The organism is Alkalihalobacillus sp. FSL W8-0930, from assembly GCA_037965595.1.
Taxonomy (GTDB): domain Bacteria; phylum Bacillota; class Bacilli; order Bacillales; family Bacillaceae_D; genus Alkalicoccobacillus.
The window spans coordinates 1,003,006-1,027,205 of sequence record CP150183.1; the positions used below are offsets into that span (position 1 = coordinate 1,003,006).

30 protein-coding genes are annotated in these 24,200 nt (G+C 39.9%); 22 read left to right on the top strand and 8 right to left on the bottom strand.

Translation table 11 applies throughout. The features are described from left to right. Positions 1-35: 35 nt before the first annotated feature. Genes NSQ54_05290 through NSQ54_05300 form a run of 3 tightly spaced genes read left to right on the top strand, consistent with a single transcriptional unit; the run spans position 36 to position 1,597 of the window. Positions 36-767: a (2Fe-2S)-binding protein gene (locus NSQ54_05290; GenBank protein ID WYP27525.1), complete on the top strand. Its 732-nt coding sequence runs from the start codon at positions 36-38 to the stop codon at positions 765-767. Between the two features lie 19 nt (positions 768-786). Next, entirely contained in the window at positions 787-1,305 is a 519-nt protein-coding gene (locus NSQ54_05295; protein WYP27526.1) for a YfiT family bacillithiol transferase, read from the top strand. A 13-nt stretch (positions 1,306-1,318) separates the two neighbouring features. Further along, entirely contained in the window at positions 1,319-1,597 is a 279-nt protein-coding gene (locus NSQ54_05300; GenBank protein ID WYP27527.1) for a hypothetical protein, read from the top strand. Positions 1,598-1,756: 159 nt separating this feature from the next. On the opposite strand, the gene NSQ54_05305 is transcribed toward NSQ54_05300, so the two are convergent. The 3 genes from NSQ54_05305 to NSQ54_05315 form a co-directional block, all read right to left on the bottom strand. Next, positions 1,757-2,332, bottom strand: a complete 576-nt coding sequence (locus NSQ54_05305) for a TetR/AcrR family transcriptional regulator (protein ID WYP27528.1) — start codon at positions 2,330-2,332, stop codon at positions 1,757-1,759. A gap of 95 nt (positions 2,333-2,427) precedes the next feature. Then, complete coding sequence (locus tag NSQ54_05310; protein ID WYP27529.1) at positions 2,428-3,645, bottom strand: MFS transporter; 1,218 nt, start codon at positions 3,643-3,645, stop codon at positions 2,428-2,430. A 65-nt stretch (positions 3,646-3,710) separates the two neighbouring features. Next, positions 3,711-4,361: a hypothetical protein gene (locus NSQ54_05315; GenBank protein ID WYP27530.1), complete on the bottom strand. Its 651-nt coding sequence runs from the start codon at positions 4,359-4,361 to the stop codon at positions 3,711-3,713. Positions 4,362-4,526: 165 nt separating this feature from the next. On the opposite strand from NSQ54_05315, the gene NSQ54_05320 reads away from it, so the two are divergent. The 8 genes from NSQ54_05320 (at position 4,527) to NSQ54_05355 (ending at position 11,869) form a co-directional block, all read left to right on the top strand. Next, the gene (locus NSQ54_05320) at positions 4,527-4,739 is read left to right on the top strand and encodes a hypothetical protein (protein WYP27531.1); all 213 of its coding nucleotides are present in this window, start codon (positions 4,527-4,529) and stop codon (positions 4,737-4,739) included. Between the two features lie 101 nt (positions 4,740-4,840). Continuing rightward, positions 4,841-6,217, top strand: a complete 1,377-nt coding sequence (gene rlmD, locus NSQ54_05325; protein ID WYP27532.1) for a 23S rRNA (uracil(1939)-C(5))-methyltransferase RlmD — start codon at positions 4,841-4,843, stop codon at positions 6,215-6,217. A 96-nt stretch (positions 6,218-6,313) separates the two neighbouring features. Beyond that, positions 6,314-6,610, top strand: coding sequence for a hypothetical protein (locus tag NSQ54_05330; GenBank protein ID WYP27533.1), 297 nt, complete (start codon positions 6,314-6,316; stop codon positions 6,608-6,610). Positions 6,611-6,825: 215 nt separating this feature from the next. After that, positions 6,826-7,251: an NUDIX domain-containing protein gene (locus NSQ54_05335; GenBank protein WYP27534.1), complete on the top strand. Its 426-nt coding sequence runs from the start codon at positions 6,826-6,828 to the stop codon at positions 7,249-7,251. Between the two features lie 40 nt (positions 7,252-7,291). After that, positions 7,292-8,593: a DUF262 domain-containing protein gene (locus NSQ54_05340; GenBank protein WYP27535.1), complete on the top strand. Its 1,302-nt coding sequence runs from the start codon at positions 7,292-7,294 to the stop codon at positions 8,591-8,593. Further along, positions 8,586-10,340 (top strand): DUF262 domain-containing HNH endonuclease family protein, encoded by a 1,755-nt coding sequence (locus NSQ54_05345; GenBank protein ID WYP27536.1) that lies wholly within the window; start codon positions 8,586-8,588, stop codon positions 10,338-10,340. The genes NSQ54_05340 and NSQ54_05345 overlap by 8 nt, the downstream gene beginning before the upstream one ends. 168 nt (positions 10,341-10,508) lie before the next feature. Next, positions 10,509-11,492 carry a tRNA-dihydrouridine synthase gene (locus tag NSQ54_05350; GenBank protein WYP27537.1) on the top strand — a complete coding sequence of 328 codons (984 nt, stop codon included), beginning with the start codon at positions 10,509-10,511 and terminating at the stop codon, positions 11,490-11,492. A gap of 110 nt (positions 11,493-11,602) precedes the next feature. Beyond that, positions 11,603-11,869, top strand: a complete 267-nt coding sequence (locus NSQ54_05355; GenBank protein ID WYP27538.1) for a hypothetical protein — start codon at positions 11,603-11,605, stop codon at positions 11,867-11,869. A 233-nt stretch (positions 11,870-12,102) separates the two neighbouring features. On the opposite strand, the gene NSQ54_05360 is transcribed toward NSQ54_05355, so the two are convergent. From NSQ54_05360 to NSQ54_05375, 4 genes are all read right to left on the bottom strand, one after another. Continuing rightward, positions 12,103-12,399, bottom strand: a complete 297-nt coding sequence (locus tag NSQ54_05360) for a hypothetical protein (GenBank protein ID WYP27539.1) — start codon at positions 12,397-12,399, stop codon at positions 12,103-12,105. A gap of 15 nt (positions 12,400-12,414) precedes the next feature. Continuing rightward, positions 12,415-12,867 carry an OsmC family protein gene (locus NSQ54_05365; protein ID WYP27540.1) on the bottom strand — a complete coding sequence of 151 codons (453 nt, stop codon included), beginning with the start codon at positions 12,865-12,867 and terminating at the stop codon, positions 12,415-12,417. Positions 12,868-12,918: 51 nt separating this feature from the next. Then, positions 12,919-13,497 (bottom strand): hypothetical protein, encoded by a 579-nt coding sequence (locus tag NSQ54_05370; protein WYP27541.1) that lies wholly within the window; start codon positions 13,495-13,497, stop codon positions 12,919-12,921. A gap of 303 nt (positions 13,498-13,800) precedes the next feature. Further along, positions 13,801-14,184: a hypothetical protein gene (locus NSQ54_05375; GenBank protein ID WYP27542.1), complete on the bottom strand. Its 384-nt coding sequence runs from the start codon at positions 14,182-14,184 to the stop codon at positions 13,801-13,803. Between the two features lie 44 nt (positions 14,185-14,228). Here NSQ54_05375 and NSQ54_05380 point away from each other — a divergent pair, with 44 nt between their 5' ends. After that, positions 14,229-14,702 (top strand): hypothetical protein, encoded by a 474-nt coding sequence (locus NSQ54_05380; protein WYP27543.1) that lies wholly within the window; start codon positions 14,229-14,231, stop codon positions 14,700-14,702. A 152-nt stretch (positions 14,703-14,854) separates the two neighbouring features. Here the strand turns inward: NSQ54_05380 and NSQ54_05385 are convergent, their stop codons facing one another. Next, positions 14,855-15,814: a LacI family DNA-binding transcriptional regulator gene (locus NSQ54_05385; protein WYP27544.1), complete on the bottom strand. Its 960-nt coding sequence runs from the start codon at positions 15,812-15,814 to the stop codon at positions 14,855-14,857. Positions 15,815-16,118: 304 nt separating this feature from the next. Here NSQ54_05385 and NSQ54_05390 point away from each other — a divergent pair, with 304 nt between their 5' ends. From NSQ54_05390 to NSQ54_05435, 10 genes are all read left to right on the top strand, one after another. Beyond that, a complete protein-coding gene (locus NSQ54_05390; protein ID WYP27545.1) occupies positions 16,119-16,604 on the top strand; it encodes a GNAT family N-acetyltransferase in 486 nt (161 codons plus the stop codon). Then, entirely contained in the window at positions 16,601-17,182 is a 582-nt protein-coding gene (locus NSQ54_05395; protein WYP27546.1) for a GNAT family N-acetyltransferase, read from the top strand. Before NSQ54_05390 ends, NSQ54_05395 begins: the two co-directional genes overlap by 4 nt. A 14-nt stretch (positions 17,183-17,196) precedes the next feature. After that, entirely contained in the window at positions 17,197-17,424 is a 228-nt protein-coding gene (locus NSQ54_05400) for a hypothetical protein (protein WYP27547.1), read from the top strand. Positions 17,425-17,451: 27 nt separating this feature from the next. Beyond that, the gene (locus NSQ54_05405; GenBank protein WYP27548.1) at positions 17,452-17,808 is read left to right on the top strand and encodes a hypothetical protein; all 357 of its coding nucleotides are present in this window, start codon (positions 17,452-17,454) and stop codon (positions 17,806-17,808) included. A 23-nt stretch (positions 17,809-17,831) separates the two neighbouring features. After that, the gene (locus NSQ54_05410; GenBank protein WYP27549.1) at positions 17,832-18,380 is read left to right on the top strand and encodes a DUF402 domain-containing protein; all 549 of its coding nucleotides are present in this window, start codon (positions 17,832-17,834) and stop codon (positions 18,378-18,380) included. Continuing rightward, positions 18,370-18,879, top strand: coding sequence for a hypothetical protein (locus NSQ54_05415; protein ID WYP27550.1), 510 nt, complete (start codon positions 18,370-18,372; stop codon positions 18,877-18,879). The genes NSQ54_05410 and NSQ54_05415 overlap by 11 nt, the downstream gene beginning before the upstream one ends. A gap of 77 nt (positions 18,880-18,956) precedes the next feature. Next, positions 18,957-19,661 (top strand): response regulator transcription factor, encoded by a 705-nt coding sequence (locus NSQ54_05420; protein WYP27551.1) that lies wholly within the window; start codon positions 18,957-18,959, stop codon positions 19,659-19,661. After that, complete coding sequence (locus tag NSQ54_05425) at positions 19,648-20,652, top strand: HAMP domain-containing sensor histidine kinase (protein ID WYP27552.1); 1,005 nt, start codon at positions 19,648-19,650, stop codon at positions 20,650-20,652. The genes NSQ54_05420 and NSQ54_05425 overlap by 14 nt, the downstream gene beginning before the upstream one ends. 79 nt (positions 20,653-20,731) lie before the next feature. Then, on the top strand, positions 20,732-21,415 hold the full coding sequence (locus tag NSQ54_05430) for an ABC transporter ATP-binding protein (protein ID WYP27553.1): 684 nt from the start codon (positions 20,732-20,734) through the stop codon (positions 21,413-21,415). Then, positions 21,412-23,997 (top strand): FtsX-like permease family protein, encoded by a 2,586-nt coding sequence (locus NSQ54_05435; GenBank protein ID WYP27554.1) that lies wholly within the window; start codon positions 21,412-21,414, stop codon positions 23,995-23,997. Before NSQ54_05430 ends, NSQ54_05435 begins: the two co-directional genes overlap by 4 nt. Positions 23,998-24,200 lie beyond the last annotated feature (203 nt).

Genomic DNA, 24,200 nt, shown 5'->3' on the forward strand with positions numbered 1-24,200 from the left:
CGGAAATAATCGTACCTGATGAGACAAAACATTTTTTGTCAACACAGTTTTATATAACTGTTACTCATCATTCTGAACTTGAATATCCGTACACCTTAAGTGATTATTTCGACCCAGCCAAACGAAAAGAGATCTTAGATACACAATCATCTCTTTTAAATACACCTCCTGCGATTGTAGTTGGTTCGTTATTTGCAAAACGGTTCTCAGTATTTGTGACTGCTGCATTGATGTCAGTTAGTTTATACGATCTTAAACTTCCCATACAACCTAGCTCTACTCTTTTTAATATCATAAGGCAAGCTCAATTTACTTACAGAATGAATGAGAGTGATGTTAAGCCTCTTACCTATAAAAGTTTGTCTGATAGAGATCACTTGGTAAACAGCTTTCTTCAGGACTTTATTGTTCAAGTTGAAAGAATTATAAAAGCCGTATCATCACATACAGGGTGTAAAACGACAATCATGTGGTCACTGATATGGCATAATGTATTAAATTATTATTTAAACGTCAAAACGAGATACAGCAACGAATTAAGCTTTGATAAACTAAACATACTCTTACATGATGAAAAACGACTCCATGAAAGTTTATTTATCCCTAATCAATTTAAACGGTTTACCCTTTATAAGTACTCAGATAAAGAAACCTTTTATTTGCGTAAACATTGTTGCTTAGCATTTAAGCTTTCCGCTGGTCACGGATATTGTGCAACCTGTCCGAAACTAACTGAAAGTGAAAGAGACAAGCTGTTAAAGGCTTAGGAATGAGGAGGAATAGCATATGGATCTCCGTTATCCAATTGGGCCATTTGTGGAACCAACAGTCATACATTCAGAGCAGATTTCGAATTGGATTAAAGAAATGGAGAGGACTCCAGCCAACGTCAGAAAGGCAGTAGAAGGTTTATCTGATGCACAGCTTGATACACCTTATCGCCCAGGTGGATGGACTCTTAGACAGGTTGTTCATCACATTCCTGATAGCCATATGAATTCATACATTCGTTTTAAATGGGCACTTACGGAGGAAGAACCGACCATCCGCCCTTATTTTGAAGATAGGTGGTCAGAGCTGTCTGACTCAAAGCTTGCGATTGAAGTGTCATTGAATTTGCTTGATTCATTACACGAGCGATGGACAAAGCTGTTACACTTTTTGGATTCAGCGGCGCTTGACCGAACCTTTATCCACCCGGAGAATGGGGAAGTGAAGCTATCTGCTGCGATTGGCATGTATGCGTGGCACGGCAATCACCATATCGCTCATATCAATTCTTTGCGCGAACGAATGGGATGGTAGGGGGAGACACACGATGGATCAAGACATGTTTAAGAATTTCATGTACGGTAGTGTTGTTCTAATCATTTTAGGCTTAATCTTCATATTAGCCAGTACGAATATAGGACTGTGGATGTCAGATAGTTGGTTAGATAGTTACATAAATAGATTCCCAGAGGACGACGTTGATTTTAGCGAATTGGAATTGCGAAGTTCAACTCATATCCAGCAGATTTTAGTTATTGGATCAATCTTGTTTTTTGTTGGGTTGATGGCATCATTTATTACGCTGTTTAAACGATTTGTAAAATAGGAAAAAGAAGCAATCATGTGAGCTATTCACATGATTGCTTCTTTTTTATGAATTGGGAATGACAAAATGCTCCTTATACTTTCGATCATCAGTATCTTTAAATAGAGAGGAGTTATTCAGAAAAAGAGGCAGTGTTAATAGCATCAATTAATTCATTTCTCACGTTCCAACGCCGTTTAGAAAAATATCAATCATTTTTTTAAGAAGCGTATATGATTCCAATTCGTTTCCGTAGAATTCCTTATAATTTACACTCATAAATTGAGACATTAAAATAAATCCTAATGTTTTTGGGTTTTCGTTAGGGTCAACCAAATCAGCTTCTTGGCATTTTTTAACTATTTCTGTGTAGAAATTCAAATAGGTCTCATCAATTATTTTTATTCTCGACGTTGTTTGTTCAGAATTGAATGAACTAGCATAAAATTCTTCTGTTGCTTGATGGAAAAAGCTGTTTAGGCTATTTTTTGAAAAGAACTTGGCGAGTGTATATAATACATTTTTCTCTTCTGATTTGTTGTATTTCTGCCAGTCATTTAACCATTTGTTTAAGTCTTCTTCCAAAATGGAGAGGTAGAGTGCTTCTTTACTTTCAAAATGGTAGTATAAATTGCCTTTACTTGTGCTTGCCTTTTTGATTATTTCACTCATCGAGGTCTCAGAATATCCTTTTGAGTTAAATAGCTCACGAGCAGCTAATATAATGTTCTCTTTCAAATTTACCTTTTTGTCCACTTAACCTCAGTCCTTCATATATGTCCTTATAAGAACAGCCACATTCTTATCGTATCAAATGTGGCTGCTCATAACTAGACTTAGCGTGTTGCTAGCTAACTAATATGCTTAAACTCTTTGCCTCTCCAGAAGATAATGGCGGTAGCAGTAAGCCCAATGATACTAGACACTAGGAGAACGATTTGTATGTTTAGTCCAGTCGCAACAAATCCACTAATCATTCCATAAGCAATTGGATCAAATCCATTCATCGCGAGAAAGATGAGGCTCATTACCCTACCCATTAAATGCTCCTCAGTATTCTCCTGAGCCAGTGTAAATACAGGAATGAATACAAACGCCATCGAGAAACCAATGACAAATAAGAGGATCGTTAACAACGTTAAGTTGGGAAGTAAACTAAAAATGAAAAAGAAAGCAAGGGTAGAGAATAAACCGATGAGTGAAGCAAATCCTTTTCTTTTTATTTTTATAAAGCTCAGTATAAGAGTACCAACTACCATGCCTACACCTAAGCTAACCTCCATATAACTTAGATTGATCGGGCTTCCACCGTGTACATCGACTAGTAACGGAATCGCAATGTGCAATGACCCAAAAACAAAGAAATTTAAAACGACTAGTACAAGAATTCCAGTTACCAAAAATCCCGAAGAGCGTACAAAATGAAATCCTTCTTTTAACTCTTTAAGTGGACTCTGTTTCTGACTCCATTCAACGGCTTTTTCTTTAATTAATGGTGGAAAGACAAAAATAGCTGAAACAAGTATTAAGACCGTTGCTACAAAGTAACTATCAGAAACGCCTCTAGTTTCCATCATCACTCCAGCAAGAATGGGTCCAATGATAAAGGCAACCTGATCAACACCTTGAAAGTAAGCATTCGCTTGTTGCAGCTGACTTTTCGGAACAATTTTAGGAACCATCGAAGAGCTGGCAGGGCCAAAAAACGCATCTAGCATGCCAAATAAGGCAGCAAGAACAAGTAATAAAGATAAGGTCATTGAATCATTCGCAATTAACAAGTAGATTACGAACATAAGGATGGCTTGAATTAAATTTGTGCTAAACATAATCGTTGTTTTCTTATATTGATCTGCTAGCACCCCGCCATACGTAATCATAATTAGCCTTGGAACAGTGGCTGCTATTAACACAATGCCTAACATACTTGGCATGTTCAGTTCGGTCACAACATACCAAGTGGTTGTTGTTAAGAACATGCTAAAACCCATCACGGCAAAGATCCCAGCCATGAGAATTAATACATACGTTCTATTCTTAAAGAGGGACAGGTTTGTATTTGTTTCCATATCTATATTCCTTTCAAAATAAACCGACTGATCGGTCTATATTTTATACATTTTTAATGAAAAGTTCATGAATCAAGCTTTATTTTTTCGATAGCGATGCGATCGACTATTTTATAAATCTCGGTTCCATTTGTAATTGAGGGTAGGAATAGTCCGTTCTCAAAATCAGTTGAAAGTCTTCTAAAATAAAGTCCAGAATTCTTATTAGGTTCATGTGTGCAAACTAATGTAAGATCACCATTCACCTCTTCATTCAAATAAGCAAATTTCCCAGATTCAAATTCGTCTTTCTTAAAAGGTAATAGATTAATCGAAAGGAGATGCAAATCACTCTCTGGAAAATGCTTTTGAACCATTTGACTCACAGAACCATAAATCATGGTATCTAGAAAATGTTCTTCCTCGTTGACCGACAGTAGTTGAGAATACGCTTTGAGCTTGTATTTCTCCTTCAAGATCTTTAAATAATCCGACTCACCCCTTAACTCTTCAAACCAGATATCCTTAGTCAATTGACTAGTAGTTGAGAAGCTTTCTAGGTCACTTTTAATAAATTGTAATTCGTCTTCTTGATCCTCCTCATATACATCAAACATAATCACAATATCTATCGTCGTGTTAAAGGCCTTAGCTAGTTCTTCTGCTTTCTTCAACACAAGAGGGTTGTAATGATGTTTTTCCAAGAAAACAAGCAGGGTCTTTGTCGTTTTAGTCACTTTAATCATCCTTTTTATATTATACCGACTGATCGGTCTGTATTTCAGATCATACATAAAAAGAAGATCATTGTAAAGCTTCTAAACTTATATTAATTTAATGTCAAAATCGGCGGTTATTGGACAAATTTCATCGACATACCATAGTGGGAAGGAGGGGGCATGATGTCAAAAAGCAACAAGGATCAAACCGTGTTTTACAGTATAAAAGGTTCAACCATACGAAATTTCATCATGATCGATTGTATATCTGGAACAGGAATTTATTATGTGGCTAAAATAATGACGACTAGTATTGTTATTGGCATGATAAGTAGTATTGTCGGTACTGTTGAAATGAAAAAGCTTTCAAAAAGGAAATTTCTTAAAAATCCATAAGTTTTTGATTGATGAAATGGAATCCTACGCTATATCAACGAATTTCCATTCATGCTAAAATAACGATACGATCAAATTTAGAAGTAAAGGAATTAACATAGATGAGTAAAATCACACCACCCGTACAAAAGAATCAAACACTTGATGTCACCATCACCGACTTAAGTCATCAAGGGGCTGGGGTTGCCAAGCATGAGGGGTACACATTGTTTATCCCTAAAGCATTGCCCGGTGAAACCTGTGAAGTGAAGGTTACAAAAACAAGTAAAGGCTATGGATTTGCACGTTTAATGCAGATTCATACGCCAAGCCCTGACCGGGCAGATGCACCCTGTCCAATCTACGACCAATGCGGAGGCTGTCAGCTGCAGCATATGTCCTACGCTGGTCAGCTGCGCTATAAGCAAAAGCAAGTACAGGACGCTTTAGAACGATTAGGAGGAATTACCGACGTTCCTGTTCTGCCAACACTCGGAATGGACGAGCCTTGGCGCTATCGTAATAAATCGCAAGTACCAGTCGGCGAACGTGACGGAGAAGTCATCGCAGGATTTTATCAGGAACGAAGCCACCGCATTGTTGATATGGAAGAATGTATCATTCAAAACAAACACAACGATGAGATTGTCCAAAAGGTAAAAGAACTAGCCAACCAATATGGTATACGTGGATATGATGAAGACAAACACCGTGGCACCCTAAGACATGTGGTTGTTCGCTATGGTCGCCAAAGTGGTGAATTAATGGTGGTTTTTGTCACGCGCGATGAAGCTCTACCAAACAAAAAGAACCTTATTGAAGAAATTCGGTCAGCTTTTCCATCAGTGAAGTCAATTGTGCAAAACATCAACCCAAAACGCACAAACGTTATTTTCGGAGACAAAACCAAAGTCCTTTGGGGCGAAGAGTATATCTATGACTCCATAGGGGACATCAAATTCGCGATCTCTGCCAGATCCTTTTATCAGGTCAACCCAGAGCAAACCAAAGTGCTATACGACAAAACCTTAGAGTACGCAAACCTGACCGGATCAGAAGCCGTAATTGACGCTTACTGCGGCATCGGAACCATTTCGCTGTTTTTAGCCCAGCAAGCAAAGCATGTCTACGGTGTGGAAATTGTCCCTGAAGCCATCAGCGATGCGAAGCGCAACGCCGAGCTAAACGGTTTCACAAACACCGACTTCGCAGTAGGCGAAGCCGAAAACGTCATCCCATGGTGGGCCGCCCAAGGCATCCGCCCAGACGTCATGGTTGTTGATCCACCACGAAAAGGCTGTGACGAAAAGCTACTTAACACCATGCTTCAAATGAAGCCAGAGCGAATTGTCTATGTAAGCTGTAACCCAGCCACACTAGCACGAGATCTGAAGGTGCTTGGAGAAGGTGGTTATAAGACAAAGCAAGTGCAGCCGGTGGATATGTTTCCGCAGTCGACGCATGTGGAGTGTGTGGTGGAGTTGGAGTTGGCGGAATAAAGAATGATAGCAAAACAATAAATGACATCAAGAATGCCTCTCCCTAATTACTTTTCGGAGTGGTATTTTTGATTTTAGGTGAAAAAGGAGGATTACATGAAAAAAGTCCACATAATCGGCTCTGTAGGAAGTGGCAAAACCACCTTTGCAAAGAAATTGTCCTCGCAAACAAGTATCCAACACTACGAACTTGATAATGTGGTATGGCAACGAAAAGAAGATAGTGGAGACATAAAAAGAAGTAAGGAAGAAAGAGATCAATGCCTATCCAACATTGTACAGTTAGATCGATGGATCATAGAAGGTGTCCATCATACTTGGGTGGGCCCCAGTTTAGATCAAGCGGACCTCATTATCTTTTTGGACACGCCCTATCGAACAAGGATCTATTGAATCATTAAACGATTTATTCGACAGAAGCTAGGAATGGAAAAAGCGAACTATAATCCGACGTTTCAAATGTTTTTTAATATGTTCAAGTGGAATAGACATTTTGAGGTTAAGAGTAAACCTGAGATTCGAGACTTACTAGAAATGTACAATATTAGAGTGGTTATTCTTAAAAATAATACCGATATGAATGAATTTATAGAATTGGAGCTAATGCAATGAGGGATCGTGGGTCTGTGGTACTTATCACTGATAAAAAGGTTGCTCTAATTAAGCGAATAAAAGAAAAGGATACATATTATGTGTTTCCAGGTGGGGGCATTGAAGAACGTGAGACATCAGAGGAAGCTGCGGTAAGAGAAGCATATGAGGAGCTAGGTTTAGAGGTTCGTATTAAAGAACTTATGGCAACTGTTGAGTGGCAGGGAACGCAGTACTTTTACTTAGCAGAGATGGTTTCAGGTACGTTTGGCACAGGAAGAGGTGTTGAATTCACGAATAAAGTGAAGGACAAAGGTCAATATGTTCCTTTATGGATTTCTATAGATGATCTGGTTGAACTTGATGTGAGGCCAAGAGAGGTTGCGCAAAAGGTTCAATTATTAGGGATTTTATCCGATACTAACAATGATCACTGCTATTAAATATGTGGAAACAATGTTAGATCATTGGAAGGGATGACAGATGACATTAATAGATGAAGAACTTCGCATCACACCTCTGAAACATTTACTAAACATGCCTTTAGCAATCCCAACTTATCAGCGCCCATATTCATGGAGCGTAAAATCTACAAGCCTATTATTTCAAGATACATATCAAGCATTTAAAGATGGGTTAGAGGAGTATCGGTTGGGATCCGTCATTTTGCATAAGGATCGCGATCGATACTACATTGTTGATGGGCAGCAACGGTTAACGACATTATCTATTCTTTTTTACTGTCTTGGAGAAGAAGAGGAACTGGAACTGTTAGACGAGAAATTCAAGGGCTCAGACAAGGCCATACAATTAAACTTTCAAATCCTGAAGAATCAAGTGAATGATCTAAGTTCAGATAAACGAGAGGCCTACAAAGCGTATCTTTTAGAGAAAACAACCACCGTGCAAATTGTGACAGATAATGAACAAGAGGCCTTTCAATTCTTTGATTCTCAGAACTCTCGTGGGAAAGCGTTAGCCCCTCATGATCTCTTGAAATCCTATCATTTGCGAGAAATGAATGATGTGAAAGAAAATGAGAAGGTCGATATCATTAATCAGTGGGAGCAAATGAATCAAGCGGACTTACATATTCTATTTACAAATTACTTATATCCATTATCACAGTGGTACAAAGGAAAAAGTGGCTTATATTACTCAACGAATAGGATTAATACATTCAAAGGGACTAAGCCAAACGTACTTTACCAATACGCGATGTACCATAAATCAAGTCATTTGTTTGTTGAACAATTTAACTCAAACGGTAGCCGAGAGTTGCTTGCAACAGATGCCTTAAATCAATTCCAACTCACTCAACCGATTTTAGCTGGAAAACGCTTTTTCTATTATGTGGATTATTATAGTAAGCTGCTTGAGCAAGTGCGTGTGCTTATTCGTAACGAGTTTACAAATGACGAAATTCTTACTGACGGAACTGGAAACCTCTACATTAAACAATTATTCGAGTGCTCCCTCTTATTTTTTGCGGATCGGTTTGGGATAGATCATGTAACCAAAGGAGTTTTGCGAAAGCTGTATACGTGGTGTTATTCGTTAAGAGTGGTGATGACCGCTGTGTCCGTAAAAACGATTAATAAATACGCTCGGGGAAGACATGATGAAGTGAACAAAGGAATTGATCTGTTTGCGAAAATGAACGAGATGGATCAGCCAGGTGAGCTGCAATTGGTTGTGTTGAACCAGCCGAAACGGAACAATGATAAGTATAAAGATATCTATCAGAATCTTAAAAAATGGAATGGGTGGTTGCCTTATGAATAATCAATTAAAAAAGACACCTGTCTCCAAAGTTTTTAATAATATACGATATGTGGTACCGATCTATCAGCGTAATTATGCCTGGGGAGCATTACAGATTGAGCAGCTAATTGAAGACATTGTTAATGCTGAAGGCACATACTTTCTTGGGAATCTAATTCTCAACCAAAGGGATCACCAGGAGTATGAGGTCATTGATGGACAACAAAGGTTAACGACTCTGTATCTATTACAGACCTATCTTGGAGTGGGGATTGCAAAAGGTACATTAAGCTTTGAAGCCAGGGAACGGTCAAATCGTACGTTAAATATGTTACCAGATAAGGATGAAATGCCGAATGAATTAATTTCCTCTGAAATGGTAGATGGCTATCACATTATTGAACATTATTTTGAGGTAAATCAAATCAATAAGGATGAATTTATTAAAAAGCTGCAAACCGTCTTTTTAATTCAAATTCAAGTTCCACGAAACATCGATTTGAACCATTATTTCGAAGTGATGAATACACGTGGAGAGCAGCTGGAGCTTCATGAGATCGCAAAAGCAAAGGTATTGGATGCCTTAGATACGGCGGCTGAGAAGAATACAGGTGCAATGATTTGGGAAATGTGTGCTGATATGGACTCATATGTGCAGATGAATGTCCGCTCAGAGTTACGAAACAAACTATTCTCAGGTGACTGGTCTAGCTTGGATCATTCAATTAATCAGTTTGCTTCAGTCAATGAGATACTGGCAAGTTCTAAAGAGGATCAAGCATCCCGTTCGCTTATGGAAATCTTAGAGGGCAGAGCAGAAATGCCGTCAGAGGAAAATGAAGATGTTGATGAAGGGAACGAACGTTTTGAATCAACGGTGTCCTTTCCAAACTTTTTACTTCATGTTAGTAATGTGTTATATAGGCAGAACGATGGCGAATCTTCAATTGATGACAAGCAATTCCTAGATCATCTCTCAAATGCTTGGACAGATGCAGAAAGTGCCAAAACCTTTCTCTTCCACATGCTAAAGCTTCGAGTGCTGTTTGATAAATTTATTTTAAAGCGTGAATACGCTAGAGATTACAAAGAAACAGGAAGATGGTCGCTTCAGAGAATTAAGAGAAACGGTAAAAAGGCGACATATGTAGCGACGTTTGGTGAGGACGCGGGGCAGAACAATAAACAATTACGCACGCTTCAATCCTGTTTGCGTATTACTTACACATCTCCAAAGGCCATGCATTGGATTTCTGTTGTTTTAGCCGAGCTTTTAGAAGATGAATCGACTAATTTGACTCATCTTTTGGAGTCGTACTGTTATGACAGAGTCAAACAGTCAGAAATTATGAAAACAAGTGGATTTGGTTATGATCGCATTGCGTTCTCCTATCTAGATTATCTTCTATATCGAGATGGGTATAGACTAGGTGAGAAGGAAATCATTCAACCATTGCGGGATGATTGGCAGTTTCAATTTAGAAATTCAATCGAACACTTCTTCCCTCAAAATCCATTTGAAGGGGAGCGTTGGGAGAAGAAAGATCTTGACGGGTACGGGAATCTTGCGTTAATTACAGTTTCAGGAAACTCAAGGTTTTCAAACTTGCCGCCGGGAGGTAAGATCAATTCGTATCCTAAAATGATCGAACAGAGTCTGAAGCTAGTCATTATGAAAGAACGAACTCATCAAAACGATGGAAACTGGACAGAAGAAGTTGCCGCTCAACATAAAGATGAGATGTTCGACATTTTATTGAAAAGGTAAGAGTCTAAAAGTCTATGTCAATCAAAAAACACTTGCGAGACATACCCTGATTTCGGTAAAATCGAATTCGGGGTTCTTTTAGTGAAACCCGCTTTGTGATAGGATTATGAGAGTTTGATACGATCGATAAATGCACAGCTTCATAGATGAAAGGATCTGAATGAATCAATGAGTACAAATTTCTGGCGTGACTTACCACGACCATTTTTTATATTAGCACCAATGGAGGATGTGACGGATGTTGTGTTCCGTCATGTTGTCGCACATGCCGCTGCTCCAGATGTGTATTTTACGGAATTCACGAACTCTGAGAGCTACTGTCATCCAGACGGGAAGCAGAGTGTTCGCGGGCGTTTGACCTTTACCGAAGACGAGCAGCCGATTGTTGCCCACATTTGGGGAGACAAGCCTGAATACTTTAAGCAGATGAGTATCGGTATGGCTGAGATGGGCTTCAAAGGAATTGACTTAAACATGGGCTGTCCGGTAGCGAATGTGGCTGGAAACGGGAAAGGCAGTGGCCTTATTCGTCGTCCTGAGGTAGCGGCAGAGTTGATTCAAGCGGCTAAAGCCGGTGGACTACCTGTCAGTGTGAAAACAAGAATCGGTTATACGTATGTAGACGAATGGCGTGACTGGTTGACGCACGTCTTAAAACAAGACATTGCAAACCTTTCTATTCACCTTCGTACGCGTAAAGAAATGAGTAAGGTGGATGCGCACTGGGAGCTTATTCCTGAAATTAAAAAGCTCCGTGACGAGATTGCGCCGGATACATTGCTAACGATTAATGGGGATATCCCGAACCGTCAAGTGGGGATGGAGCTTGTTGAGAAGTATGGTGTGGACGGTGTGATGATCGGGCGTGGTATCTTTACCAACCCGTACGCATTTGAAAAAGAACCAAAAGAGCACACAAGCGAAGAATTACTAGGACTTTTAAGAATGCAGTTAGATCTTCATGATCAGTATCATGAGATTGAATCACGTGCATTCAAGCCGCTCCATCGTTTCTTTAAAATCTACGTTCGTGATTTCCGCGGAGCGGGAGAGCTGAGAAACCAGCTTATGAATGCGAAGTCTACGGATGAAGTTCGTGCATTGTTGGATGCATTTAAAGTAGAAGAACAGAAGGAAGTTTTACAGGATTAATTGAAACAGCGTACCCAAGTTGAGGGTGCGCTGTTTTGTTTGTATTAAAGGAATAATTACGTTGATGTGGAATAAGAAATAACAGATGTTAAGGAGAGGGAGCTGGAGTCGTGTTATATATGATTTATGGTGTTGTCGTTGTAACTGTATTCTGGCTTTTTCAGACTGTATTTTCTTATTTCGGTCTAATAGGAAATGTGCTGTTGGCGCTAGCGGTCAGCTTCATTATTTGTACGCCGATTACACTGCTATATCTTATTTGGCTAGAGTTGGTTGAGCTGAAAGAGATGAAGGAAGGGGAGATTCGGGAGGAGCAGAGACTATTGAAAGAGATGCTCGATGTGCGGAAAACGAAGGACTGTGCTCAAAAAAAATGAGAATGCGCGCAAACTCAGGGTAGGTGCTCAAAAAAGCTGAGAATGCGCGAAAATCGAGGGTAGATGCTCAAAAAACTAGAAAATGCGCAAAAAACCAAGGTCTATGCTCAAAAAACATGAGAATGCGCGAAACCCCAGGGTCGATGCTCAAAAAATTTGAGAATGCGCAAAAAACCAAGGTCTATGCTCAAAAACACCAAGACTGCGCAAAACCCAAAATCACCACCTCACGCCTACTTCTCCCGCTCAACCGACTTCCACCCATGCCCAGCTAAGTGCTCCTGATATTCCTCAAACGAAATCTCCTGCAGCTCGATAACCAACGGCGACAGCGACACAAGACATTCGTTGTTAGAGTAATCGATGGTAACCTTCGCCACTTCATAGCCGTTATGAAACTGCGAGTGAAACCCGGGATCATGGATGATATCTCCAACCACTGGGCGGATATCTGATTGGTAGGTTTTGCTCATGAGCTCCTGCTTAGCGTTATCGGTCGAGTGAAAAAATACGAGTAATGTAATGTTCATCACCATTAGCCTCCTCTATTTTTCTGCTTTCTCTATCTTCGCTTCTAGCTTCACTTCTACATTCCCTTGAATCGCACGACTGATCATACAAGAGGTTTCTGCTTTTTCAGCAAGTTTGTGGGCAAGCTGAATATCTTTTTCTGTGGCTTCTGCAGTTAATACAACTTCTGGTCTATGAATGATGGTTTTGTAGGTGATGACGCCTTTTGTGACATCTACTATTCCCTCGGATTCCATGGTGAGAGAGACTTTATCCAGCTTACTGCGCTCCATCATAGCTGCGAGTGTGATGATGTAGCATGTGGCTGCGGCGCCGAGTAGCATTTCGTCAGGGTTTGTCCCAACACCGGGTCCGTCCATTTCAGGAGGGATAGAGATCTTCGTCACGAGATTACCTGATTCAATGTCACCCACATCATTACGCAAGCCTGGCCAGTTGGCTTTTAGGTGAAAGCTATGTTCTGCCATGTTTATGCCTCCTAAAAAAATTATCTATATTTAGTCTAGCATACTGACCGTTTATCTAAAGATAATTGTGAGTAAAAACATTGAAAATAAAAAACCATGCTGAGAAGCAGCATGGCGATGTATGATGTATTTAACAACTTGTCCTAATTTTCTTAAATTAATTGCTGTTGCTGTTGGAATTATTATTCGAGCTGTTATTTGAGTTATTGCTGTTGGAATTATTATTCGAGCTGTTGCTTGAGTTATTGTTGTTGGAATTATTATTCGAGCTGTTGCTTGAGTTATTGCTGTTGGAATTATTATTCGAGCTGTTGTTTGAGTTATTGCTGTTGGAATTATTGTTCGAGCTGTTATTTGAGTTATTGCTGTTGGAATTATTGTTCGAGCTGTTGTTTGAGTTACTGCTGTTGGAGTTATTATTCGAGCTGTTGTTTGAGTTACTGCTGTTGGAAGTATTGTTCGAGCTGTTGTTTGAGTTGTTGCTGTTGGAGTTATTATTCGAGCTGTTGTTTGAGTTATTGCTGTTGGAATTATTGTTCGAGCTGTTATTTGAGTTATTGCTGTTGGAACTATTGTTAGAGTTGTTGTTCGAGTTATTGCTGTTGGAATTGTTATTGCTCTGATTTCCACCCTTGGCTCCAATCTCTTGGAAATGTTCTTTATTATGAGTTCTACTTGTTTTGTTTCCGCCTTTTCTACCTGCTTCTTCGTAACTCATTTTTTCTTGTTGATTGTTATTTGCTTGTGCCATTTTAAATTCCTCCTTTGGGATTGTATTTGCTTACATTCCTGTTTAGGATAAATTGAAACATAGCATTTTGAATTTATAGTAGTGCGCTTACATGAGACGGTTGAGATAGCAGGTAGTTTACTGATTAATAAATTATTTTTAGCGACCTTTATTATTGATACGGTTTTGCCATATTTCAATTTCTAGTTCAAGTTGATTATTAAACACAATATAAACAGCATTCCCGACAACGGAGTCATTACCATTCGTTCCTTTTTACTTTGAGAAAGCGAATTCCCCACTGTATTCAACGCAAGAAACCCTGTGAATGCCCATGCTAGAATCGTAGTTGGAAGGAAGGTAAAAGAATCTAAAACCCCGGCTTCCATCAGATATACTGATCCCATTAAAAGTAGAATCATACCGTTAAATACACTCACTATCCGTAGCTTAGTTGGCAATATCCGATGAGACCCTCCCATAGCATATTCTCCAAAAGGAAAACCAAACGCAAGCAGGAATTGGAAGACTGCAACTAGAAAGAATAAGATCATCACACAGATTGCAAGTGTACTCGTTACATCCAAAGGGCAGATCTCCTTTATTTTATTAATAGAAGGGATGGAAATCGATGAAAAAGGGGTGTGTCCTCCTGTTTATCCTATTTATCATAAGTGGCTGTGATCAGTCGTTCTCTAAGCAAATGCCAGATGATTTTGCGTTCTCGCTTAAGTATGGAGTAACGCTTGCAAATGAACTTAATACATATGAGCACACGTTTACAAAGGATCTTGTTTCTGATGGTAAGGTCGAGACAATTATGGAACTTACAGACGAGGAACGTTCTCGAATTTATCAATTGTTTAGAGAGGTCGATGTGTTTAAGGTCTCAAAGAGTTCAGGTTTTCCATGTATGGAACCTTATGAAAAATATGAGCTGAAGATGACTATGAATGAGCAAGATTATGATCTTAGCTGGAACACGTCGTGTGATTTTCAAAAACAATTAAAATGGGAAACCGTTCTGAATGAAATACGTATAGATATTATTCAGACTAAACCAGGGTATCAGCAGCTACCGGAAGCGAATGGCGGGTACGAATAGAAGGAGTGTGGGACCATGTTCATTTTAAATATACTAAAAGAGATGACTCTTGATTTGTTCGCCATGACGAAGGGTTTTCTTTAGGGTTTTGTGATGGTTGGCGGTTTTATGTTGATTGCAGGGGCATTACTTTATGCCATCCTCATGCTATTTTAAACCGTTCCCCGCTTAATCAACTCTAGCTTCATTTCATGCCTTGTCACATTTGGTTCTAATGCTTGTTTTACAAGCTGTTCGCCAATTTTGTTAAAAGGAATCTGCACCGTTGTCATGTCCAAGGCTTTTGAAATCGATTGATTATCAAATCCTATGATAGCAAGATCCTCTGGAATGCGAAGGCCGGCGCGCACGCATGTGGTGTAAAGTCCAGCAGCTACCTGGTCATTTGTCACTAAAAAGGCAGTTGGCCGACCATCTGATTGTAGAAGGTGGTTAGCTAGTGTGATGCCATCTTCAAGATATAAGCAATCGGTCACAATGTCTTGTTCTAACAGTGAGAGCTTGTGTGCTTCCATAAAATCAGCAAATGCTTTTTTACGTTGCAGACTGCTTGTGCTATTTTCTCTGCTTAAACAAATACCAATCCGCGAATGTCCATGCTCATAAAGAAATGTTAAGGCCGCATAAAACGAATCATAATGATTCATGTAGGTACAGCTGATTTCTTCCACTTGAACGTCCTCTAGCAGCACTATTTTCCCACTTCGACTATAGCTTTGTAGTACGTCCAATTGAACACTTCTAGAACAAAAAATGAGACAATCAATTTGCTTTGTTTTTAATAGCTCCAGTGCTTCAAGCTCTTTTTCTTCAAGATATTGAGTTTGAATAATGAGTAGATGACAGTCCGTTTTAGAAACAGCTTTGGCGATCCCATCTACAAGCTGACTGAAATAGTTTTGATCCATAAAGGGCACAACGATCCCAATTAGGTTCGTTTTGCCTTTTTTTAAATGAACGGCATGAATGTTCTTTGTATAGCCCGTCTCTTTAATAGCTTTTTGCACCGCTCTAACGGTTTCTTCATTCACATGTGGATGATGATTCAATACTCTTGATACCGTTGTTGCAGATACACCAGCCATCTTCGCAATGTCATGAATGTTCGTCACAATAAAACAACTCCTACGTCGTTTACTGAGTCTTATTTTACCTCAACTAACGAAACGAAAACCACTAGTCGTTACGCTTCTCGGGGAATCTCGCCGACTAGTGGCACCTTGAGCATACGATATGAAATGCATTTCAGGTCAACTCTTTTCTAAAATGCAGTGAAAAGGAATTCTCCTGGATTTGTCGAATAGTAGGAGGGAGGTGACAGTATGGAAAAAATAGCAAGAGATATAGTGTTTCCATTCACATTTGCTAGCAAGAGGTAGGATTTATAAACAGCACTTATAAGATTGGAGAATCAACATGATTACATTTAAAAAGATTACCTGGGAAAACCTTGATCAATGCTTGAAGCTTGAAGTGGCAGATAATCAGAAAACATTTGTTGGTTCAAATGAGTACAGTTTGGCCCAAGCATACGTGGCTTTAGAAGAAGGAAAACTAGCTGTTATGCCTTTTGCAGTATACGCGAATGATGAAATAATTGGTTTCATTATGATGACATACAGCGAGCAGCATGAATTCAGCGGGGGTCCTAGTTATACGATAGCAAGGCTGATGTTAGATAAACAGTTTCAAAGCAGGGGCTATGGGATGCTTGCGACTCATGAAGCGATAAACTATATTCGTACCTTCCCAAAAGGCGAGGCAGATACGATCTATCTATCATATGAGGCAGATAATAAAGTAGCGCGAGCGTTATATACCTCGTGTGGGTTTGTGGAAACAGGACAAGTGGATGAAGACGGTGAGCTTATTGCTGTGTTGAACTTAAAAGGAGCTGAATGAACATCGAAATCAGACTGTATCAACCATCAGATGAAGAGAGCTGGCTTCGTTGCAGGGTACTAGCATTCCTCGATACAGCTTACTTTGACAATGTTTTAAAGGAAAAAGAAATCTATGAGAATCCCTCCATTGAGTTAGTGGCAGTTAGAGATAATCAAGTAGTAGGGCTCATTGATGTGGAATATGAAGTCAAAGAAAAAACAGTTTGCTCTAGAGGTGACGGATTAGGCGGAATGATCTGGCACATTGCGGTTCACCCGGACTACAGGCGGCTTGGCATCGGCAATCAGTTACTTGCGGAAGCAGAAAAGCTGGCATTAGAGAAGAATTTTAACCGCCTTGAAGCATGGACGAGAGATGACGTGTGGGTGAGCAATTGGTATGTACAAAACGGGTTTAAGAAGGTGGATTCCTACTATCATGTTTTCATAGATAACAAAGAAGAAGTCTCTGTAAAAACGAAGGGGCTGCACTTTATCCAAGGATTTGCTCACTATACGGGAGATGATATTGAGCAAATTAGCAAATACTACAGCCGGGTTCATGAGTGTAATTGCTATGAGAAGAAATTTTCATAAAAAGGAGTCTACACATGTCCAACCAAACGCACCCCCTCATGTCCTTCTTTGAAGGATACGTTCGAAATTTTCGTCGCTTAAATCTGTCTTCCTTACATAATCGTTCAATGTTTACAAGCAGAGAGATTGATTACTTTGCCCGTTTAGGAGAATGGTTAGGGTTTGATGCGTATGTGGAAGATTCGAAGCGAAATGATTTAACCGGACGCTCAAGACCCATGGACTTATCCTGGTGGAAATAGGATTCACGAATCGATAAAGAAAATTACGTGGCTCTTTCGCTTCACTTAGAACGCGAGTCATTACCTCAAAAGGCGGAGGATACGATTGAGAAACTTTTTACAAAGACAGCGGAAGGCTATCATCCTGATCATGTCATAGGTATTCAATACGCCGATACATTGGCGGATATTGATCAGCTGAACGAAAAAGTGCTGACGCTAAACAAACATCAAAAATCACAGGTACTTATGATTTATCGCGAACTGGATCGTAAAAAACAATCTGAGAGAATAAGAGCATACGAGGGAAACAGTGAAGGTTGGATTGAATCAAGAAACGCTGTTGCAGTGCTTGATCCTTCTCATTATTGGTATATGTGTTTTGAGGAAGAGTGGGTGGGTTAATTCATATATCATTGGAGGCTTTTATGATCCCATACAAGCTAGAGAAGAAACACGCAGATCGACCTAACTGGAAGCGTGTGACCAAAAAGAGGTACACACAACGGTATATCAAGTCTGAGGAATTTACCGGAACGATTGCTTTAATAGATTTACAAGAGGTGACGGAACGGCTAGTCGTTCAATACGAGTCAAAAGAAGTATGTATTGTGGATTCAGGATTTGTTTGGCTACAGCATTTCCCTGATAACGGACACCACGTTTTGACGACGGTCTTTAATGAAAGTAGTGAGATTGTTCAATGGTATATCGATATATGCAATACGAAAGGAAATACACAAGGAGTACCTTGGTATGAGGATTTGTTCTTAGATTTAGTTGTTCTTCCAACGGGAGAGGTGTTTCAACTAGATCATGATGAATTAGAGGAAGCACTACAACAAGGAATGGTGTCTTTCATCCTATACCAACTTGCTCATGACGAGATGAACAGTCTCCTACAAAAAATTAAAGATAACAATTATCCACTTTTTAAAAAGTCAAAAGAACATAAGGATGAGCTGCATGATCTTTAGCTACACCGCCCCAACCATAGCTAAATCCTCGGATTCCTTCCCAATCTTCCATAATGAATCAAAGATTGGAACGATGGAGAGATTTTTTACGAAGCAAACACGAAATCCGATCTATGATGTGAACATTCGTGCTTATGATCAGAGCAACCAGGATACATACACAATTACTCAAACTAAAAGCAAATTCCTGGGTGAAACGAAGTGGGAGATTTATAGAAACGACAAAAAAATTGGTGAAGCTGAAGTACCAAAAGGTTTTTTCAAAGTACACCAGGTGGCTGTGAAATTAGAGGACCATCCAACCTTCACGTTTAAAATTAAAATGGACGGGACTGCTGTTATTTTGAATGATAAAGAGGATCAAATTGGAAGCACTGAGCGCACAACTAAAATCAAGCATACCTACGAAGGTGAAGTGGACGAGCATTTTTTAAAGATACCCCTTATCCTATTCTATGGTCTTGTCCATACGTTTTGGTGCTCTTCACATCTTAGCTAAGTGTAAAAAGTAGAGTATACTCCGCACGAAAAAGTGAGTAGAATGATGGAGAGGACGATACAGAAAGAGGGACTTATATGACGATCCTAGTTGTAGAAGATGACCGAGCCATCGCTGAAGGACTAAGCTATTCTTTAAAACAGGAAGGCTATGATGTTCGGTTATGTGAAAATACAAAAGGGGCAAAGCAAGTCATTGAGCAGGAGCTTGAGACCATTACCCTTTGCTTATTAGACTTAACGCTCCCCGATGGAAGTGGATACGAGCTTTGTCAGCTGGTTAAAGAGAAAGCGGATCTTCCTGTTATTTTCTTAACGGCAATGGATGAAGAAGTGAATGTGGTGATGGGGCTTGATATGGGCGCCGATGATTATATTACGAAGCCTTTTCGGGTAAGGGAGCTCACTTCAAGGATTAAATCTGTGCTTAGACGGTATTCCAAGCAAACGCCCGCGCCACAACCAAATACTTTATCGATAGGGCCAATCAATATCCATACATTAGAAGCAAAAGTATACAAACGTGGGCAGGAAATTGTGCTCACTGCCTTGGAATACAGACTGCTCATGATTTTTGCTGCACATCCTGGACAAGTCCTTTCAAGGGCGCAGCTTTTGGACCGAATTTGGGATGTAGGTGGGGAATTTGTGAACGATAATACGTTAACGGTTTACATAAAGAGACTTAGAGAAAAGCTTGAAGATGATCCGCATCAACCTGAGATCATTCAAACGATTCGAGGAATGGGTTACAAAGCAGGTGACGGCCATGCTACGTCATAGGGAAGTAAAAAGTCTACTGATTTATTTTGCTTTGGTTATTGGAGGCAGTGTACTTTGTGCTATGTTTCTCCACGTTCTTGCTGTTTGGCTTGTTCTGATTCCTTCTATTCTTATAGTAGGAGGTTTTTTTGTTTTCACGAATAGGCGGTATAAGGATATTGAACGACTGTCTGAATATGTGCGGAGTATCGCAGCTGGGAGTAAAACGCTTGATATCCGAGATAATCAAGAGGGGGAACTCAGTATCCTCAAAAACGATGTCTACCGGGTGACACGCATGCTTTCTGAGCAAAGCGTTGATTTACAAGGAGAAAAGAAGAAGCTAACTGACGCAATCTCAGACATTTCTCATCAGTTGAAAACACCGCTTACGTCTATGACTGTCATGGCTGATCTTTTACATGAGCCAGAAGTCAGTGATGACAAAAGGCGTGAATTTGCCCGTCATCAGCTTGTCCAGCTTGAACGCATGGAATGGTTGGTGACCTCACTCTTAAAGCTTTCAAAGATGGATGCTGGGGGGATTGCGTTTAAAAGGGAGGAGGTTTTAGTAACGGACTTAATTGAACGTTCGCTTCAACCCTTGCTGATCCCTATTGAGTTAAAAGAGATTCATGTCCAGGTTGAAGGAGAGCCAGATGTTCAATATGTCGGAGATTTTCAATGGAGTATGGAAGCAATCGGGAATGTGTTAAAAAATGCGGTGGAGCATACGCAACCTGGTGGGAAGCTAACGATCTCCTATACAAGTAACATTCTATTTACGGAAATTCAGATTGCAGATAGTGGAAGTGGGATTCCAAAGCAGGAGCTACCTTATATCTTTCAGCGATTTTACAAAGGAACACATGCTAAAGAAGGAAGCGTCGGCATTGGTTTGGCCTTAGTTCAACAAATGATTAAAAGTCAAAATGGAGAGGTTGACGTCCAGAGTAAAGAAGGAGAAGGCACGGTGTTTCGCATTACATTTTATAAGCAAAGCCGAAAGTGACTGAATTGTCACCTGATGAGTCATTAAAGCGTCATCTTTTCTTTGTACACTTAGGATATCAACTGCTGGAGGGAATTATATGGAATTAGTAAAGGTTGAAAACCTATCTAAAGTGTATGGCAAGGGAGAAACAGCTGTTAAGGCATTGGATAACGTCTCATTTACTGTGAATAAGGGAGAGTTCGTGGCGATTATTGGTCCCTCTGGATCTGGTAAGTCTACACTCCTGCACTTGCTTGGCGGGGTCGATCGTCCTTCAAGTGGGAGTGTGTTGATCGATCAAACAAATATCTATGATTTAAACGAAACGCAGCTGGCGATCTTTAGACGACGCCAGATTGGTCTCATTTATCAATTTTATAATTTAATCCCGATCTTAACAGTTGAAGAGAACTTAACACTGCCTCTTTTACTAGATGAGCACAAGGTAGACCAGCAGCATTTTACGGACTTGATTGGACAGCTTGGCCTAGATAATCGATTAACACATTTACCTAATCAATTATCAGGAGGTCAACAACAACGCGTCTCTATTGGACGTGCGTTGATCAGTCACCCATCAATTATGTTAGCTGATGAGCCAACTGGAAATCTTGATAGTAAAAATAGTAAGGAAATTATTGATCTACTCAAACGATTTAACCGAACATATAAACAAACGTTAATTATGATTACCCATGATGATCGGATTGCTCTGCAGGCAGATCGAGTGATCACAATTGAGGATGGCAAGGTTGCGAGTGATGAGGTCATTCGGCCATGAACATTGTAAATAAGCTGACAATTCGTCATTTAAAGGGAAATAAAAAACGTACCTTGGTAACAATCCTCGGAACGATTATCTCAGCAGCCATGATTATGGCGGTTGCGACGATTGGCGTGTCTTATACAGACCTATTAAAAAAGCAAGCCATAGAGAACAACGGGAATTGGCACGTTTCCTATAAAGATATTACAACGGAACAAATCGACAGTTTGCTTCAGGATGAACAAACGGGGTCACTGTCACTGATTGAAGATCGTGGATACTCAGAGCTAGATGATTCAGAGAGCGGGTTTAAACCATATATTTGGGTAAGAGGCATGAACGATGAAGCATTCACTCAATTTGATGTGCAGTTACTGGAAGGACGCTTGCCTGAGACGAGAGATGAATTGATCGTAAGCTCGTCTTTAGATGAAGAGGTTACGTGGTCGATTGGAGACGAAGTGACGCTAGCCACTGGAAAACGATTCACAGAGGCAGAATGGGCAGAGCCTCAGGACGGTTTATTGACAAGTGAAAATTGGCTGGAGCAGGACGACGAAGGCAATTTGAACGAAACACTCATTGAAGTGGAAGATGCGTCCTACACAATTGTAGGTTTTTTTGAACAACCCAACTGGGAGTGGGGCTGGACGCCAGGATATATGGTGCTCTCTTATATTGATGAAGGTGATGAGCACTATCCAGTGGATAGCTTTGTGTATGTAGACAAACCGGATCGATCGGTCTATGATCATGCGAACGAGCTTTCAGATGAGCTGGGTATCACAAATGTTCAGTACAATAGTGAACTCCTACGTCATTCAGGAATAACGGCAAGTGACAGTATCGACCGAACGATGAATGGAATGTTAGGGGTCATTATTGTTGTGATTATAGCGGGATCCGTTGCATTAATTTTTAATGCATTTGCGATTTCAGTTTCGGAGCGTTCAAGATACTTAGGAATGCTTTCAAGTGTTGGAGCAACAAAACGTCAGAAGCGTAATTCCGTCTTCTTCGAGGGAGCTATCATTGGTGTAATTAGTGTTCCAATTGGAATAATAGCTGGGATTGTTGGAATTGGGATCACGTTTTTAGTGATTAATCCGATGCTTGATTCCATTGGACTTGAACAGCAGCTGAGCTTAACGGTTACGCCTTATTCCATTCTAATTACGATTTTATTGTCTGCATTAACAATCTTTATCTCTACCTGGTTTCCTGCGCTGCGTGCATCGAGAATTACAGCATTGGATGCAATTAGACAAACGCATGATATCAAGCTTAAAAACAAATCCGTTCGGACATCCAAGCTCGTCAGACGATTGTTTGGCATTGAAGCTGAACTCGGTCTCAAGAATCTAAAGCGCAACAAAAAAAGATATCATGTAACGGTGCTGTCTTTGATTGTAAGTATTGTTCTGTTTTTAAGTGTCTCATTTTTCACTGATAGTCTTAAGCAGTCATATCGGATTGCGGAGTCTGGGGATTCTGTGAGTTATGATCTCGAGGTTTATGCAGACGATGCTGAATCGGTGGATAAATTAAGAGAGAGCATTGAGGGTGCTGAAGAGGTTACAGGAGTTTTAACCCAGCGGGAAATGAGTGTCCACTTGTATTTGGATGAATCAGAAGTGGCACCTGAACTGCTTGATTCTGGGGAGATTGAAAGAACAGAGGATGGAAAGTATATTTACTATGCTAGTATCACATCTATTGATAAAGATAGTCTGGATCAATATGTAGAAGAAGCAAAAATTCCTAGCTCCTGGGATGATGAGACTATGTCTGCCATTGTTCTTGATACAATCACCTATGAGGATTATGAGCAGAGTAAATATATCCAAACAAAAGCAATTCGTACGAACATCAACGATTCCTTAAATCTTGTAGAAACAAATTGGGAAACAGAAGAAACAAAAGAGTTGCCACCGCTCACGGTCACAGCTTTAACTGGTGAGTTGCCAATGGGTGACTATTACTCATCTTTAGGATCCATAGTTATCTTTGTTTCCAACGAAACATTTGAAGCCCTGCTCTCTGAATCAGATCTAAAAGAAATAAGTTATTCAATGTATGTTCAGAGTGATGATCCGATGTTAACAGAACAAGTTCTTTCAGAAAGTCAGGAACTGTACTATTCTATGTATAACTTATACGATCAAAGAACACAAGGCGAGCAAATGATTGCTGTTCTATCCGTATTCACCTATGGATTCGTCACATTAATTACACTAATCTCACTAGCAAATATCCTAAACACGATCTCAACAGGTGTTGCTTTGCGTAAGCGGGAGTTTGCAATGCTGCGCTCGGTTGGATTGACAAACAAATCATTTAAAAAGATGATGATGTTTGAGAGTGCGTTTTATGGAGTGAAGGCTCTGCTTTATGGGTTGCCGTTAAGTATCCTAGTCATGTACATTATCTATCGCCAAACCCAATATGCGTTCACGTACAGCTTCATGATCCCTTGGCTTCATATACTTGGAGTTGTAGTAGGAGTGTTTGTCATTGTTGGGCTAGCCATGCTGTACTCTTTAGTTAAAACGAAAAATGAAACGATCATTGAAGGGTTAATTCAAGAAAATCAATAAAGAAGATAGCCAGCTGACATTATGATGTCAGCTGGCTTTTTAGGTGGATAAGAATCAATCGTTGTGTGGTCTTGCTATTTTTTGCTAACATCTTGAACAATTTAACCGTTTTATGGTCAGAAACGTCTACAGAGATCTTGCTTCGTTCGACACTTCAAAAGAATTCCAGATCCCCTTACCATTTTATGTGTAGATCATTTTCA

Coding starts and splice junctions, on each gene's coding strand:
- NSQ54_05425 (WYP27552.1), top strand. CDS start 19,648: ATGCTACGTCATAGGGAAGTAAAAAGTCTACTGATTTATTTTGCTTTG.
- NSQ54_05395 (WYP27546.1), top strand. CDS start 16,601: ATGAACATCGAAATCAGACTGTATCAACCATCAGATGAAGAGAGCTGG.
- NSQ54_05435 (WYP27554.1), top strand. CDS start 21,412: ATGAACATTGTAAATAAGCTGACAATTCGTCATTTAAAGGGAAATAAA.
- NSQ54_05335 (WYP27534.1), top strand. CDS start 6,826: ATGAGGGATCGTGGGTCTGTGGTACTTATCACTGATAAAAAGGTTGCT.
- NSQ54_05365 (WYP27540.1), bottom strand. CDS start 12,867: ATGGCAGAACATAGCTTTCACCTAAAAGCCAACTGGCCAGGCTTGCGT.
- NSQ54_05400 (WYP27547.1), top strand. CDS start 17,197: ATGTCCAACCAAACGCACCCCCTCATGTCCTTCTTTGAAGGATACGTT.
- NSQ54_05430 (WYP27553.1), top strand. CDS start 20,732: ATGGAATTAGTAAAGGTTGAAAACCTATCTAAAGTGTATGGCAAGGGA.
- NSQ54_05420 (WYP27551.1), top strand. CDS start 18,957: ATGACGATCCTAGTTGTAGAAGATGACCGAGCCATCGCTGAAGGACTA.
- NSQ54_05380 (WYP27543.1), top strand. CDS start 14,229: ATGAAAAAGGGGTGTGTCCTCCTGTTTATCCTATTTATCATAAGTGGC.
- NSQ54_05320 (WYP27531.1), top strand. CDS start 4,527: ATGTCAAAAAGCAACAAGGATCAAACCGTGTTTTACAGTATAAAAGGT.
- NSQ54_05310 (WYP27529.1), bottom strand. CDS start 3,645: ATGGAAACAAATACAAACCTGTCCCTCTTTAAGAATAGAACGTATGTA.
- NSQ54_05360 (WYP27539.1), bottom strand. CDS start 12,399: ATGAACATTACATTACTCGTATTTTTTCACTCGACCGATAACGCTAAG.
- NSQ54_05345 (WYP27536.1), top strand. CDS start 8,586: ATGAATAATCAATTAAAAAAGACACCTGTCTCCAAAGTTTTTAATAAT.
- NSQ54_05300 (WYP27527.1), top strand. CDS start 1,319: ATGGATCAAGACATGTTTAAGAATTTCATGTACGGTAGTGTTGTTCTA.
- NSQ54_05340 (WYP27535.1), top strand. CDS start 7,292: ATGACATTAATAGATGAAGAACTTCGCATCACACCTCTGAAACATTTA.
- NSQ54_05295 (WYP27526.1), top strand. CDS start 787: ATGGATCTCCGTTATCCAATTGGGCCATTTGTGGAACCAACAGTCATA.
- NSQ54_05390 (WYP27545.1), top strand. CDS start 16,119: ATGATTACATTTAAAAAGATTACCTGGGAAAACCTTGATCAATGCTTG.
- NSQ54_05410 (WYP27549.1), top strand. CDS start 17,832: ATGATCCCATACAAGCTAGAGAAGAAACACGCAGATCGACCTAACTGG.
- rlmD (WYP27532.1), top strand. CDS start 4,841: ATGAGTAAAATCACACCACCCGTACAAAAGAATCAAACACTTGATGTC.
- NSQ54_05350 (WYP27537.1), top strand. CDS start 10,509: ATGAGTACAAATTTCTGGCGTGACTTACCACGACCATTTTTTATATTA.
- NSQ54_05330 (WYP27533.1), top strand. CDS start 6,314: ATGAAAAAAGTCCACATAATCGGCTCTGTAGGAAGTGGCAAAACCACC.
- NSQ54_05415 (WYP27550.1), top strand. CDS start 18,370: ATGATCTTTAGCTACACCGCCCCAACCATAGCTAAATCCTCGGATTCC.